This window comes from Nocardiopsis moroccensis, from assembly GCF_055763695.1.
In genome coordinates this window covers 1,474,275-1,488,661 of sequence record NZ_CP199747.1, presented here as the reverse complement: position 1 = coordinate 1,488,661, position 14,387 = coordinate 1,474,275, and the positions used below count along the sequence as shown (strand labels likewise).

Genomic DNA, 14,387 nt, shown 5'->3' with positions numbered 1-14,387 from the left:
TCCTGCCGCCCTGGCCCGCCACCAGTTCCGAAAGGCACCACGGCCCCCGTGTCTGAACGTCCCTCCACACCCGGCGGTGGCCGCAACACACGCCACCCCACCGGTATCCGTGTCGTCATCTGCGTCCTGGCCCTGTTCGCCCTGGTCCTGGGCCCCTTGGGCTACCTGATGGGCATCGACGCCGACTCCCACGCCGGATCGGCAGCCGAATGGTTCACCCTGACCTTCGGCGCGGCCGTGGGCATCCCCTTCCTGGCCGCGGCCGTGGCCACCGTCGCCGGCGACCGCAAGGCAGCCCTGTGGTCCCTGGCCCTGCTGGCCTGGCCGGTGGTGTTCGTGGTGGTCATCCACCTGCTGCGCTCGGCCGGGTAGGCTCCCGGGCGTGTCACCCAAGAAGCGCAACCGCCGCAAGAGCCAACAGGGGCCCGCCCCCCGCACCGCCGCGACCGAACAGGGCCGCACCGAACCCGGCCGCCTCACACCCGGCCAGGTCCCCGAAAAGCGACCCCTGAAGCGCACCCCCCTCACGGTCACCGAACCACCCGACCGGCGCATCACCGTGCTGTGGGTCATCCTGTGGTGCTTGTGGGCCCTGGGCACCCCCCTGGCCCTGGCCGCGCTGCTCTTCGCCGGACTCGACTCGATGAACACACCCGCCGACCCCACCATGACCGACCCGGACCTGCTCGCCGAACAGCAGGAACGCAACCTCGATGCCATCGGCAACGCCCTGGTCTGGTTCCTGGTCATGGCCTGGGTCGTACCGGCCGCAGGCGCCACCACCGCCCTGCTGCTGCGCCGCACCATGGCCGCCATCGCCTTCACCACGGCCCTGGCCCTGACCGTGGCCCTGACACTGTGGGTGATGCCCCCAGCCGAACTATGGGCGGCACTGAGCACCCACCTGTTCGGCTGAGACCCGCTACGACCCGACCCGCCCCGCCTGCCACACCCGGGCCCCGACCCCGGCCACAATGGAACCCGTGCACACCACCGACCCCGCCGACACACCCGCGCCCCGGGACCAGATCGCTCTGCCCCCGCCCGTACGCGCCCGCCTGGAGCACCCCGACCACAGCGTGCTCGTGGACACCCGCGCCCTGGAACGGGTCCGCGAACGCTTCGACACCGAACAGGCCCAGGCCCTGGGCCGGTACCTGACCAACGCCCAGTCACCGGCCACCCTGCGCGCCTACCGCGCCGACTGGACCGCCTTCGGCGCCTGGTGCCTGACCGAGCAGCGCACCTCCCTACCGGCCGACCCGGTGGACGTGGCCGTCTACCTGGCTGCCTGCGCCGAGCAACGCACCCCCGACGGCACCGGCTGGGCCCTGGCCCCCGCCACCCTGGAACGCCGCTCCGCGGCCATCGCCGCCGTCCACGGCGCCCACGGCCTGGACTCACCCACCCGCGCCGAAGTGGTGCGCATGACCCTGCGCGGCATCCGCCGCACCCGCAAGGCCCGCCCCCACCGCAAGGCCCCCGTGGTCCTGTCCACCCTGGAGGCGCTGCTGGCGGTACGCCCCGCCGAGGGCCACCCCGGGGGAGTGGCGCGCAGACGCGACGCCGTGCTGTTGCTGACCGGATTCGCCGGGGCGCTACGCCGCTCCGAACTGGCCGGGCTGACCTTCGACGACCTGGCCCTGCGCACCGACCCGGCCTCGGGCGCCCCCACCCTGGTGGTCTCCCTGTGGGCCACCAAGACCGACCAGGAGGGCCGGGCCCACCAGCGGGTGGCCCTGCCCCGCGGACGCCACCGCACCACCTGCCCGGTGTGCGCCCTGGCCGACTGGTCGGCCCTGGTGGCGGTGCACCGCGACGGGGGAGCGCCGGCGGTGCGCGCCCACCTGGAGTCGCTGGGCGCCCCCGACCCCGCACCCGCGCACACCTGCCGGCAGCTGCGCGGCATCGACCTGGCCGACGGCTCGAACCGGCCCCTGCTGCCCGGGGTGGACCGGCACGGACGCCTGGCCCAACGCCCGATGACCACCAAGGCCGTGGGCAACCTGGTCAAACGCTACGCCGCCAGGGCCGGGCTCAACCCCGACGACTTCGGCGGGCACTCCCTGCGAGCCGGGTTCGCCACCCAGGCCGCCCTGGGCGGGGCCACCGACCGCGAGATCATGCGCCAGGGGCGGTGGACCAACGCCCAGACCGTGCACGACTACATCCGCACCGCGAACCCCCTGGAGGACAACGCGGTCACCCGGCTGGGGCTGTGAGGCCCCGGACCAACAGTGACCTGCGCCTCATCGGCCACCACCTCATCTCGAATCACCAACAAACCCACCAGCAACACCTGATACAGCCCGTTAAAGTGCGATCCTTCCCTGATGAGACATTAGGTTGGTTGCGTGAGAAAGGGGACGGACCCATGGTCGACGAGTTTCGCGCGGCATTCCAAGAACTGATCGACGCCTCCGTCTCCACGGACCCCCAACAGTTCCCGCCGGCAGTCCACAAGGTCTACCTCCTGGCCTCCCACATCCCCCCCGCCGAACGAGAACTGGCCCTGGAAGCCCTCACCCCCCTGCTCTCCGGAGACCACGCCGCCCCCGGCATCATCGCCGACCTGTCCGTGGTCGCCGGCGCCCTGGTCGAGATGGGCACCGACCCCGGCCCCGCCGGCATCGAGATCCTGCACCGCCTGCGCACCATGGGCAAGGGCGCCATCGTCTTCGTCCGCGCCTGGGAACGCACCGGCGGCGGCACCCCGCCCGACCCCGACACCGTCACCGCCGACGCCGAAGCCCGCGTGGCCGCCGACCTGGGCGCCGACGCCCCCGCCGCCACCATGTGCTGGTGGACCATCCGCCGCCACGGCCTGGCCGCCAAAACCATGCTCAGCGAACCCGGCGTGCGCTCCCACACCCGCCGCGACCCCGCCCTGCACGCCGAACTCGTGGCCATCGCCAACCAACTCAGCGACCTGCTCACCGAGTTCGACCAGCTCCGCGCCCTCCTGAGGATGGCCGAGGCCACCTCCGCCCTGGTCATGGACCGCCACTCCAGGCGCGCCTTCCGCGTACTCTTCGACGGCATCGGCGACAACTTCCAACTCCACACCCTGCTCGCCGACGCCCTCATCGGCCCCCACGGCCAGGGACTGCCGGGCGATCCCCCCGACCCGCGCTGGACCGCCTCCTTCCGCGACGGCCCCGTCGACCCCGCGGCCCAGACCGTGTGGGGCTGGTGGAACATGGTCGCCCACGACGGCTCCTGGATCTGGAACGAAGGGGTCCCCGCCGAGATCCCCACCATCGACGGCGAACACGTCCTGGTCCTGGACGAACAGCCCTACCCCCGCTCCTGGAACGCCGGACGCCGCCACAGCCAGGTACACGGCTGGCTGGAGGTGGAGTCCGAACTCAGCCCCCAGGAAGCCGACCTGTGGTGGAAACGGGTGGCCCCGGCCGAACCCGCCCTCCCCGACCCCCACGCCGAGGAACCCACCCCCCTGCCCGAACCGGTGCTCCTGCACAACCCGCACCCCGAGGGCGAGGCCCAACGCGTACGCGGCTTCGTACCCCGGGCCGAAGCACCCACCGACGAACCCGAACCGGCCCCTCGGGCCGACCAGCAGCCCGGCGACCCCCGACCCGAGGAGCCCGAACCCGACCCGGCCCCCGAACCGGGCCCGGACGAGAACAACGAGGACCAGGGCACCACGGGCGAGGACACCACGGACGAGCCCGCCGAGCAGCCCAGCGCACCCGCCGACCGCGAACCCGGCACCACCCCACCCGCACCGGCCAACTCCAGCCCCACCGGGCTGCCCCGCCTACCCCGTGGAGTCTCCAACAGCTCCGCCTGGGGACCCACCTGGCGCTAGGGCGCGTTCGCCCCGCACACACCGGGGCCCGGGAGCAGAACCGCTCCCGGGCCCCGGCACGCGAAGGGGGAATCAGTCCTCCAACCGGTGCCGCGGCTCATGGTGCGCCGCCACCGGCTCGGACCTCGTCGCGGTGGAACGGGGGAGACCGTCGTCATCCTCCCCGTCCTGCGCGTACAGGCCCTCGAAGTACTCCTCCTCGCCCACCCCCTCCTCATCATCGCGGACCCAGCGGGCGCCCACGAACAGGGGAGCGGCCAACACCAACGCCAGGGGCAGGAACACACCCAGCGGCAACAGCGTCAGAGCGCCCTCCGTCCCGGGCAGGACCGGCAGACGCTCCAACAGGTGCATACGCACCAACGCCAGAGCACTCACCCCGCCCAGAACCAGGGAGGCGGCGAAGGGAAGCATCGGGGTCAACCGCGGCGGAACCGCGACCAGAGCCACCAACAGGCCCACACCCACCAACCCGGCCACCGCCACCGGACCGGTGCCCTGCAGGGCGCTCAGACCGACCGCGTGCAGGCCCCGTAGATGCGCGAAGGCCCAGCCGGTCACCAGTAACAGAACCGGACCCAGGATCAGGCCCGACAGGAAGCCGACGAAATGTCGCACGAGGGTGCTCCTCTCAGGGGTTGCGCAGCACCTTAGCGACAAAAACCGAGTTCAGCACCACATCACCCCAAAACAACCACCCCGGGGCCCCACCACACCCACCCCCGAACCCCACTAGGCTGCCCACCGTGAGCCACCCAGAACACGACCCCCAGGTCATCGAACTCGCCACCCGCCTGTTCGGCCACGCCCGCGCCGGCCGCACCCAGGACCTGGCCCCCTACCTCCAGGCGGGCCTGCCGCCCAACCTGACCAACGACAACGGCGACACCCTGCTCATGCTGGCCGCCTACCACGGCCACACCGACACCGTCGCCCTACTGCTGGAACACGGCGCCGACCCCGACCGCCTCAACAACCGCGGCCAGTCACCCCTGGCCGGAGCGGTCTTCAAGGGCGAGGACCGGATCGTGGAACTGTTGGTCGATGCCGGAGCCGACCCCGACGCGGGCACCCCCACCGCACGCGCCACCGCGCAGATGTTCGACCAACGGACCCACCTGGCCCTGTTCGGGAACTAACCGGCCCCCACAACCGCGGCACCAACGACCGCGGCGCCGCCCCCCGACGGAGGACGGCGCCACAGCAACACACAGGGCCCCGATCACACCCCGGGCCCCACGGGGCCAGGCCTACCGGGGGGACAGATCCTCTCCCCGCTCCTCGGCATCCCGGACCCGCCCGGCCCCGGTCCCGGCGACACGGTCCAACTCCTCGGGGGTGGCCCGGCCCCGCACCCCCAGCACCCTGCGGCTGGGTTCGGTGGAACCGAACAGACGGCGCGCCTCATAGGCCAGCACCGCCACCACCACCGCGGCGACCGTGGCCCACAGTGCCTGCCGATGCTCGGGCAGGGTGGCCATCGCCAGGAAGATCGCCACCAACCCCACCAAGGTGGCCCAGGTCAGGTACGGAAAACCCCACATGCGCAGCGTCAGCCGCTCCGGGGCGTTGCGGCGCACCCGGGCACCCACCACCAGCTGCGAAGCACAGATGGTCAGGAACAGCACCAGCAGGATCGCGCCGATGGAGGCCACCAGGAACGGGAAGACCCTGCCCGGAGCCAGGTAGTCGGCGACCACCGCCGCGTAACCGACCACGGTGCCCAACAGGATGGCGCGCACCGGCACACCGCGCCGGTTGGCGCCCCTGAGCAACCGGGGGGCATCACCCTGGCGGGTGAGCATGAACAGCATCCGCGAGGAGGTGTACATCGCGGCGTTGAGCACGCTCAGCACCGCGATCAGGACCACGATCTCCATGATCAGCGCCGCCCCGGGAACCCCCACGGTCTCCATGACCACCACGAAGGGGCTGCGGTCCAGGTCGGTGGAGTTCCACGGCACGACCATGACCACCACAACGATGGAGGCCACGTAGAACAGGCCGATACGCCACAGGACGTTGGTGATGGCCGAGGCCACCCCGCGCTCGGGTTCGGCGCTCTCCCCGGCGGCGATGGTGATGATCTCCACGCCCCCGAAGGCGAACAGCACCACCACGGTGGCCCCCAGGACCGCGACCCAACCGTTGGGGGCGAACCCGCCCAGCTCCCACAGGTTGGTGACCGTGGACCCGTCCGAACCGCTCCACAACCCGAAGGCGTACAGGCCGCCCACCAGCAGGAAGGCCACGATGGTGGCGACCTTGACCAGGGAGAACAGGGACTCGGTCTCGGCGAAGACGCGCACCGAGATGAGGTTGGCGGCCGTCATGGCCAGCAGCACGATCAGGGCCAGCGCCCACCCGGGCACCTGCACCCACTGGCTCAGGATGGCCGCCCCCGCCACGGACTCGGCGGCCACCAGGACCGCGTACATCCACCAGTAGACCCAGCCGATGGTGAACCCGGCCCGGGGCCCGAAGGCCAGGCGGGCGTAGTCGGAGAAGGACCCTCCGGCCGGGACCGACACGACCATCTCGCCCAGGGCCCGCAGGGTCAAAAAGACCAGGGCCCCGGCCAACGTGTAGGAGAGAACCGCCGCGGGTCCCGCGGTCTGGATCACCGCGCCCGAGCCGATGAACAGCCCGGCGCCCACCGATCCGCCGATCGCGATCAGTGCCATGTGCCGGCGGCGCAGCGAGTGTGCCAGCCCCGGCCCGTTGTCTGTTTGTGCCGTCTCTTCGGACGACGTCTCACTTCGTGTCACGGGCCCCACCATAGGACGAAAGGTTCATCACATTTTTCACCGACCCCGGAAAACAACCCATGAACCAACCAATACGCGCCCGGTCCTCCATCTCCACACCAAGGCGCAAACCACCACAAAACCCCCATGCCATGGCCCCTACAACACCCCACCACCCCCGCACCATCCCCACCGTGACCAACACCATCACCCTCCCCAGAGGGAGGCACACACCCACCCGCCCGTGCCACCATCCACCCATGCGCCACCTCACCACCCTCCTGACCAGAGCACTCCACCCCCTGGTCGACCCCCGCACCCACCAACGCTGGGCCTACCAAAACCCACGTGTCCAACACCCTCACCAAACTCGCCGTACGCGACCGCACCCAAGCCGTCATCGCCGCCTACGACTCCGGCCTCATACGCCCCACCACCCACCCCTGAAAACCACGACACACCCACCAAACCCCAAACACAGAGCAACAACACTGTTACCTTCAGCTCCAAAAGTGGCCCACACACCCCGAAGGAAAACCACCATGCCCACCACACCACCCATCGACCTCGACCTCATCTCCACCCTCTACCGCACCCACCGCGACGACCTGGCCCGAGTACGCGACCAACAACGCGACCACCACACCAACGCCGACCCCACCATGACCCCCCAACTCGACGACCTCGAAGCAGAAATCACCTACCTGCTCCTACGCCACCACCAACCCGCCAACGTCGTCGAAATCGGCACCTACTACGGCTGGTCCACCTCCTGGATCCTCTCCGCCCTACGCGACAACGGCACCGGCCACCTCCACTCCTTCGACATCGTCGACCACGCCACCGCCCACGTCCCCCCGGACCTGGCCACCGACCGCTGGACCTTCACCAAAGGCGACGTACGCGCAAAAATCACCCACATCCCCGCCAACACCGACTACCTGTTCATCGACGCCGCCCACAACGGCTGGTTCGCCCGCTGGTACATCCACCACCTCCTGCCCACCCTCCCCGCCCACATCCCCGTCAGCGTCCACGACGTCTTCCACCAGCGCTACGCCCTGCCCTTCACCGAAGGCGCCGTCGTCCTCAAATGGCTCGCCAACAACACCACCAACTACTTCACCGCCTCCGCCGCCCGCGCTCCCCACCACCACCAAGCCCTCCACGAACTCAAAACCGAACTCGGCCTGGACACCCCCGTACGCCAATCCCCCCACAACCCCATGATCTTCTTCCGCCTGCCCGAACGCCCCCGACCCGGCCAAGCCATCCCCACCACACCCCGCCCCCGCACCCACACCGACGACCCCACCCACCACAACTGACCCCACCCACAAAAACGGGGGCGGCAGGCCACACGGCCAACCGCCCCCTTTTGCTGTCCGGCCCCCAAGCGCCCGAGCGCCTACCGGATCAGGGACCCTCAGGATCCACCCCGGCCACCGAATCCACCCCGGCAGCCACCTCCTCCTCCACATCAGAAGGAGGAGAATCCACCACATCAGGCACCCCAGCACCAGGCTCCAACCCCGCCCGAGCCTCACGCACCCCCACCACATCAGCCGCATCCGACACGATCCGCGAAAAATTCACCGGCTGATCCAAACTCACCATGTGCCCAGCCCGAGGCACATTCACCAACCGCCCCTCCACACACGCATCAAAAAACTGCTTCTCATGAATCCGGAAATGATCCCGCGCCCCATTGATCAACCACACCGGCCCCGGATAGGACCCCAACGCCGACAACGCGTCGATCCCCGCCAACTCATCGATCACCGCCGTGGCCGCCTCCACAGCCAACCCGCCGTCAACCACCGCATCAGCCGCACTGTCCGGCAACATCAACCGATGAAAACGCTCATTGACCGCCGCACCCTTGTCCGGCAACCGCTCCATCAACACCGACGGAATCCGATACACCTGCGCCAACGACTGCGCCGGCTGCGCCGTACAACTGGCCGCCACCAACCCGGCGATCCGCCCCGGCGCCACCCCCGCCGCCGCGATCGACAACAACCCACCCATACTCAAACCCACCAACAGGGCACGACCACCCACCGAGTCGATCGCATCCAACAAGGTGTCCACCGCACGCCCCACCGAAAAGTCCTCGCCCCGACGCGAACCGTGAGCAGGAAGATCAGGCGCCACCACCACACGCCCCTGCGCCTCCAAGAACTCCACCTGCGGCCGCCACATACTCGACGACGAACGCAACCCGTGCGCCAACACAACCGGTACACCCATGACCGCCCCTACTCTCCGAGCCCAAAGGCCACCGTCACCGGAGCATGGTCCGACCAACGCTCCTCACGACTGGGATAACGCTCCACCCGACCCGACCGTGCCCGCGCCGCCAACCCCGGCGTGGCCACCAAATAATCGATCCGCCACCCCGTGTCGTTGTCGAAAGCCCTACCCCGGTAGGACCACCACGAGTACGGGCCCTCCTGATCCGGATACAGCGAACGCACCACGTCCACATACCCCGCCTCATCGAAGACCCGCGACAACCACGCACGCTCCTCGGGCAAAAACCCCGAGTTCTTCCTGTTACCACGCCAGTTCTTCAGATCCGCCTCGGTATGCGCGATGTTCCAGTCACCGCACACCACCAGAGACCGCCCCTGAGCCTCCACCTCGGCGCGCCGCTTGACCAGGTAGGGCAAAAACGCCTCCATGAAACGCTCCTTCTCCTCCTGACGCGCAGTACCCACCTCACCCGAGGGCAGGTACAGGCTGGCCACCGTCACCTCACCGAAGTCCGCCTCCACATACCGGCCCGAATCCTCGAACTCGGCCTCCCCGAACCCGACCCGCACCTCATCGGGCTCCACACGCGAATAGATCGCCACCCCCGCACGACCCTTCGCCCGAGCCGGACACAACACCACATGCCACCCCTGGGGCGAACCCACCCCGGCGGGAAGCTGCTCGGGCTCAGCACGCGTCTCCTGCAAACACACCACGTCCGCCTCAGTGGCCGCCAACCAGGAAACGAACCCCGGATCCTTCCCCGCGGCCGCCCGCAACCCGTTGACGTTGACGCTGGACACAACAAAACTCGACTGATTCACGCCCCTCAGCGTAACCACCCCCACCCCCACCCCCACACCAACCCCAAGCCACCCCTCACCCCGACTCACCCACCCCCTTGACCCGCCTGCTCCTGCCCACCCACACCATCAGCAGCCAAACGCCGCAACACCCCATACGTCCGATTCGACCCCGCCGCCTCCCGCTGCGCCCGGGCCGTCACCTCGATATAGGCCTGCGACGACGTCACCGACGAATGCCCCAACAAATGCATGATCTCGGTGACCGACGCACCATCCTCCGCCAACCGCGTCGCAAACGTGTGCCGCAACGCATGCACCAACGTCCCCCGCGCCACCCGATCATTGACCCCCGCATGCCGATAACACTGCTTCACCAGATACTGCAACCCACCCCGACGCAACCCCTGCCCCCGGTTGTCCACCAACAACGGATCCCCACCCCGCACCACCACCCCGAACCGCACCCGCCGCGACGCCAGATACGCCTCCAACAAAGCCTCCAACGGCACCTCGATCGGCAACACCCGCTCACCACCCCCCTTGCCCAACACCCGAATCCGCCGCTCACCAGGCCGCCCACCCAACGACTCCACCCGAAGCGACAACATCTCCGCCGACCGCATCCCCGTCAACAACGCCAACGCCAACACCGCCAGATCCCGCTCCGGCCACGGATCCCGCGCCCGCCGCGCCCCACGCGCCAACGCCTCCAACAACCGCTCCGGAGTGTCCTCACCCATCAACGGCTTGGGCCCCGAAGGCCTCACCCTCGGCCGCGGCACCGCCGACATCGGATTACCCGCCACCACCCGCTCCGCCACCCAGAACGCGAAGAACCCGTTCCACGTCGACCACGCCCGCAACACACTCGAAGCCGCCCGCTCCTCCGCGAACTCCGCGAACGCCTCCCGCAACACCCCCGACTCCAACTCACCCAACCCCACACCCGCAGGATCACGCCCCAACGCACGCCCCACACACCCCAACACCGCCACCAGGTCACGCCGATAGGCCGCCACCGTGTGCGCCGAGGGCTTGGCAGCCCGCCTGGCCACCAAATACCGCTCAATCGCCCGCTCCACCGACACCGCATCACCACTCATGACCCCAGCATCACCGATCCCCACCCCCCCACACACGCACACCCCACCCCCAACCACCAAGACACCCGAACACCGGGGGACACCCCCCCCGGAAACCACCCCACAAAAAAAGGGGGGCGCCACCCCCTCGGGCGACACCCCCACACCACAACCTCACCCCAACACCGACCGCACCCCCCGCGCGACCTCCACATCCTCCCGAGCCGCCACCACCAACGTGCGCACCCGCGCCCCGGACGCGCTGACCTCACCCTCACCCGCCAAGGACACGTTCAACCCCTCATCCACACCCACCCCCAAAAAACCCAACCCCGCAGCCGCCCGCGCCCGCACCGGCGCAGAGTGCTCACCCACACCACCGGTGAACACCAACGCCTCCACCCCACCCAACGCCGCCGCCATCGACGCCACCGACGCCCGCAACCGGTGCACGTACACCCCCACCGCCACCGCCGCACGCTCGTCCCCGGCAACCTCACGCTCCAACACCGTGCGCATGTCCGCCGAACCCGCCAGCGCCACCAACCCGGACTCGTGCTCCAACGCCCACCCGATCTCCTCCAACGGAACACCGGCATGCTCGTTCAACCACAACACCAACCCCGGATCCACACTCCCCGAACGGGTCGCCATCACCAACCCCTCCAACGGCGTGAACCCCATCGTGGTGTCCACCGACCGCCCGCCCAGCACCGCGGACAACGACGCCCCCGCACCCAGATGCGCCACCACCACCCGCTCCGCACCCGTCCACTCCCGCGCCCGCCGCGACGCGTAGGCGTGCGAGAGCCCGTGGAACCCGTACCGGCGCACCCCGAACTCCGCACGCCAGCGCTCGGGCACCGCATAGGTGTACGCCTCCGCCGGAAGCCGGGCGTGGAAAGCCGTGTCGAAACACGCCACCGCCGGCACCCGCGGCCACACCCGGCCCACAGCCTCGATCCCCGCCAACGACTTGGGCTGATGCAGGGGCGCCAACGAACCCAACTCCCGCAACCGCCCCACCACCGAGGCGTCCAACCGCACCGGCTCCAGGAACTCCCGACCCCCGTGCACGACCCGGTGGCCCACCGCCTCCACCCCGGAGAAACGACCCAACGCCCGCTCCAACACGGACCGGTCCCACTCACCCCGCTCCACCGGGATCTGCTCCTGGTCCACCACCTCGTCCCGCGACCCGAGCACACTCAGCTTCAGACTGCTCGAGCCCGCGTTCACCACCAGCACCCGCATCAGTACGGCCACACCCAATCACGCACCGACGCCGGATCCTCCCCGAACTCACGCGTGTACTCCCGGTGCCGCAACCGCTCATCCACCATCCGCTGACGCACGTGGGCCGCGTTCTGCGCCAACCCCGGCACCCGGTCGATCACGTCGATCACCAGATGGAACCGGTCCAGATCGTTCAACATCACCATGTCGAACGGCGTGGTCGTGGTCCCCTCCTCCTTGAACCCCCGCACGTGCAGGTTCTCGTGACCCCGGCGCCGATACGTCAACCGGTGCACCAACCACGGATACCCATGGAAGGCGAAGACCACCGGACGGTCCGTGGTGAACAGGGCCTCGTACTCGGCATCGGGCAACCCGTGCGGATGCTCACTGGCGGGCTGCAACCGCATCAGATCCACCACGTTCACCACCCGCACACCCAGCTCGGGAAAGTACTGCCGCAACAGATCCGCCGCGGCCAGAGTCTCCAACGTGGGCACATCACCCGCACACCCCAACACCACGTCCGGATCCGCCCCGCCCCCGGTACTGGCCCACTCCCACACCCCGATCCCGCGGGTGCAGTGCGCCACCGCCTCCGGCATCGGCAGGTAGTCCAACCCGGGCTGCTTACCGGCCACCACCACGTTCACATAATCACGCGAACGCAGGCAGTGATCGCTCACCGACAGCAACGTGTTCGCGTCCGGCGGCAGATACACCCGCACCAACTCCGCCGGTTTGTTCATCACCACGTCCAGGAACCCCGGATCCTGGTGGGTGAACCCGTTGTGGTCCTGACGCCACACATGCGAGGACAACAGGTAGTTCAACGAGGCGATCGGCCGACGCCACGCCAGGTGCCGGGTCACCTTCAACCACTTGGCGTGCTGGTTGAACATCGCATCCACGATGTGCACGAACGCCTCATAGCAGTTGAACAGCCCGTGCCGCCCAGTGAGCAGGTAACCCTCCAACCACCCCTGGCACATGTGCTCACTGAGCACCTCCATCACCTGGCCGTGCCGTGCCAGATCCTCGTCGGTGGCCAGCACCGACTCCTCCCACACCTTGTCCGTGGCCTCATACACCGCCGACAACCGGTTCGAGGCCGTCTCGTCGGGCCCCATGATCCGAAAGTTGTCCGGATTGGCGCGCACCACATCCCGCAGGAAACGCCCCAACACCTGGGTGGCCCCACTGGTGGACCTCCCGTGCCCGGTGAACTCCACCGCATACCGACGAAAATCAGGCAACACCAGATCACGCAACAACGCACCACCGTTGGCATGCGGATTCGCACTCATCCGCCGCTCACCCCGCGGCGCCAACGCCACCAACTCGTCCACCGGCGCACCCGAGGAGTCGAACAACCGCTCAGGCCCGTAGGAGCGCATCCACTCCTCCAACTGGCACAGATGCCCGGGGTCCTCCCGCACCCGCGCCAACGGCACCTGGTGCGAACGCCACGTCCCCTCCACCGGCGCCCCGTCCACCTCCCGCGGACCGGTCCACCCCTTGGGGGAGCGCAACACCACCACCGGCCACGCCGGCCGGTGCGAAAGACCACTGGTACGCGCCACCTGCTGGATCTCGGCGATCTCGTCCAGGGCCTCGTCGAGCACCTGCGCCATCCGCCGGTGCATGTACTCGGGGCCCTCACCGCTGACGAACAACGGCCGGTACCCCATCCCCTCGAACAGCTTGACCAGCTCGTCCTCGGGGATACGCGCCAACACCGTCGGATTGGCGATCTTGTACCCGTTCAGGTGCAGGATCGGCAGCACCGCACCATCACGCGCCGGGTCCAGGAACTTGTTGGAGTGCCAACTGCCCGCCAACGGCCCCGTCTCGGCCTCGCCGTCGCCCACCACACAGCTGACCACCAGATCGGGGTTGTCGAAGACCGCACCGTAGGCGTGCGCCAACGCGTACCCCAACTCACCGCCCTCATGGATCGACCCCGGCGTCTCGGGCGCCACATGGCTGGGGATCCCACCGGGGAAGGAGAACTGCCGGAACAGCCGCCGCATCCCCTCCTCGTCGCGGGACACGTGCCGGTAGACCTCGCTGTAACTGCCCTCCAACCAGGAGTTGGCCACCGCCGCCGGACCACCGTGCCCGGGACCCATCACGTAGATCATGTCCAGGTCCCGGGCCCGGATCACCCGGTTCAGGTGCGCGTAGACGAAGTTCAACCCCGGGGTCGTACCCCAGTGCCCCAACAGACGGGGCTTGATGTGCTCGGACCTGAGCGGCTCACGCAACAGCGGGTTGTCCAACAGGTAGATCTGACCGACCGAGAGATAGTTGGCCGCCCGCCAGTAGGCATCCAACAACCGCAGTTCCGTCTGGTCCACAACCATGAACCCTCACTCCTCGACCAGAGACGTTCCCGGACACGGCAGGGGAGTGACCGCTCACC

At 69.0% G+C, this 14,387-nt stretch carries 13 protein-coding genes and 1 pseudogene; 7 read left to right on the top strand and 7 right to left on the bottom strand.

What is annotated here, in order from left to right; genetic code table 11:
- Positions 1-48: 48 nt before the first annotated feature.
- The 4 genes from ACUKCB_RS06225 to ACUKCB_RS06210 all read left to right on the top strand — a co-directional run bounded on the left by ACUKCB_RS06225 (position 49) and on the right by ACUKCB_RS06210 (position 3,832).
- Positions 49-372, top strand: a complete 324-nt coding sequence (locus ACUKCB_RS06225) for a hypothetical protein (RefSeq protein ID WP_452545642.1) — start codon at positions 49-51, stop codon at positions 370-372.
- Between the two features lie 10 nt (positions 373-382).
- The gene (locus tag ACUKCB_RS06220; RefSeq protein WP_473039521.1) at positions 383-916 is read left to right on the top strand and encodes a hypothetical protein; all 534 of its coding nucleotides are present in this window, start codon (positions 383-385) and stop codon (positions 914-916) included.
- Positions 917-974: 58 nt separating this feature from the next.
- The gene (locus tag ACUKCB_RS06215; RefSeq protein WP_473039520.1) at positions 975-2,222 is read left to right on the top strand and encodes a tyrosine-type recombinase/integrase; all 1,248 of its coding nucleotides are present in this window, start codon (positions 975-977) and stop codon (positions 2,220-2,222) included.
- Between the two features lie 152 nt (positions 2,223-2,374).
- Positions 2,375-3,832 carry a hypothetical protein gene (locus ACUKCB_RS06210; RefSeq protein WP_473039519.1) on the top strand — a complete coding sequence of 486 codons (1,458 nt, stop codon included), beginning with the start codon at positions 2,375-2,377 and terminating at the stop codon, positions 3,830-3,832.
- Between the two features lie 72 nt (positions 3,833-3,904).
- Here ACUKCB_RS06210 and ACUKCB_RS06205 read toward each other — a convergent pair whose 3' ends face one another.
- Entirely contained in the window at positions 3,905-4,450 is a 546-nt protein-coding gene (locus tag ACUKCB_RS06205) for a hypothetical protein (protein WP_473039518.1), read from the bottom strand.
- Positions 4,451-4,578: 128 nt separating this feature from the next.
- On the opposite strand from ACUKCB_RS06205, the gene ACUKCB_RS06200 reads away from it, so the two are divergent.
- Positions 4,579-4,971, top strand: a complete 393-nt coding sequence (locus tag ACUKCB_RS06200) for an ankyrin repeat domain-containing protein (RefSeq protein WP_473039517.1) — start codon at positions 4,579-4,581, stop codon at positions 4,969-4,971.
- A 111-nt stretch (positions 4,972-5,082) separates the two neighbouring features.
- Here ACUKCB_RS06200 and ACUKCB_RS06195 read toward each other — a convergent pair whose 3' ends face one another.
- Entirely contained in the window at positions 5,083-6,516 is a 1,434-nt protein-coding gene (locus ACUKCB_RS06195) for an amino acid permease (protein ID WP_473040943.1), read from the bottom strand.
- Between the two features lie 402 nt (positions 6,517-6,918).
- Here ACUKCB_RS06195 and ACUKCB_RS06190 point away from each other — a divergent pair.
- Both ACUKCB_RS06190 and ACUKCB_RS06185 read left to right on the top strand, forming a co-directional pair.
- Positions 6,919-7,026 (top strand): annotated as a pseudogene (locus ACUKCB_RS06190) (DNA-binding response regulator); the annotation flags it as partial.
- 95 nt (positions 7,027-7,121) lie between these two features.
- On the top strand, positions 7,122-7,907 hold the full coding sequence (locus tag ACUKCB_RS06185; protein WP_473039516.1) for a class I SAM-dependent methyltransferase: 786 nt from the start codon (positions 7,122-7,124) through the stop codon (positions 7,905-7,907).
- Positions 7,908-7,995: 88 nt separating this feature from the next.
- On the opposite strand, the gene ACUKCB_RS06180 is transcribed toward ACUKCB_RS06185, so the two are convergent.
- The 5 genes from ACUKCB_RS06180 to ACUKCB_RS06160 all read right to left on the bottom strand — a co-directional run bounded on the left by ACUKCB_RS06180 (position 7,996) and on the right by ACUKCB_RS06160 (position 14,328).
- A complete protein-coding gene (locus tag ACUKCB_RS06180; protein ID WP_473039515.1) occupies positions 7,996-8,832 on the bottom strand; it encodes an alpha/beta fold hydrolase in 837 nt (278 codons plus the stop codon).
- 8 nt (positions 8,833-8,840) lie between these two features.
- Positions 8,841-9,692, bottom strand: coding sequence for an exodeoxyribonuclease III (locus tag ACUKCB_RS06175; protein WP_473039514.1), 852 nt, complete (start codon positions 9,690-9,692; stop codon positions 8,841-8,843).
- 35 nt (positions 9,693-9,727) lie between these two features.
- Positions 9,728-10,747, bottom strand: a complete 1,020-nt coding sequence (locus ACUKCB_RS06170) for a tyrosine-type recombinase/integrase (RefSeq protein WP_473039513.1) — start codon at positions 10,745-10,747, stop codon at positions 9,728-9,730.
- Positions 10,748-10,900: 153 nt separating this feature from the next.
- Positions 10,901-11,980: an acetate/propionate family kinase gene (locus tag ACUKCB_RS06165; RefSeq protein ID WP_473040942.1), complete on the bottom strand. Its 1,080-nt coding sequence runs from the start codon at positions 11,978-11,980 to the stop codon at positions 10,901-10,903.
- Positions 11,980-14,328 (bottom strand): phosphoketolase family protein, encoded by a 2,349-nt coding sequence (locus tag ACUKCB_RS06160; RefSeq protein WP_473039512.1) that lies wholly within the window; start codon positions 14,326-14,328, stop codon positions 11,980-11,982. The genes ACUKCB_RS06165 and ACUKCB_RS06160 overlap by 1 nt, the downstream gene beginning before the upstream one ends.
- Positions 14,329-14,387: the final 59 nt, after the last annotated feature.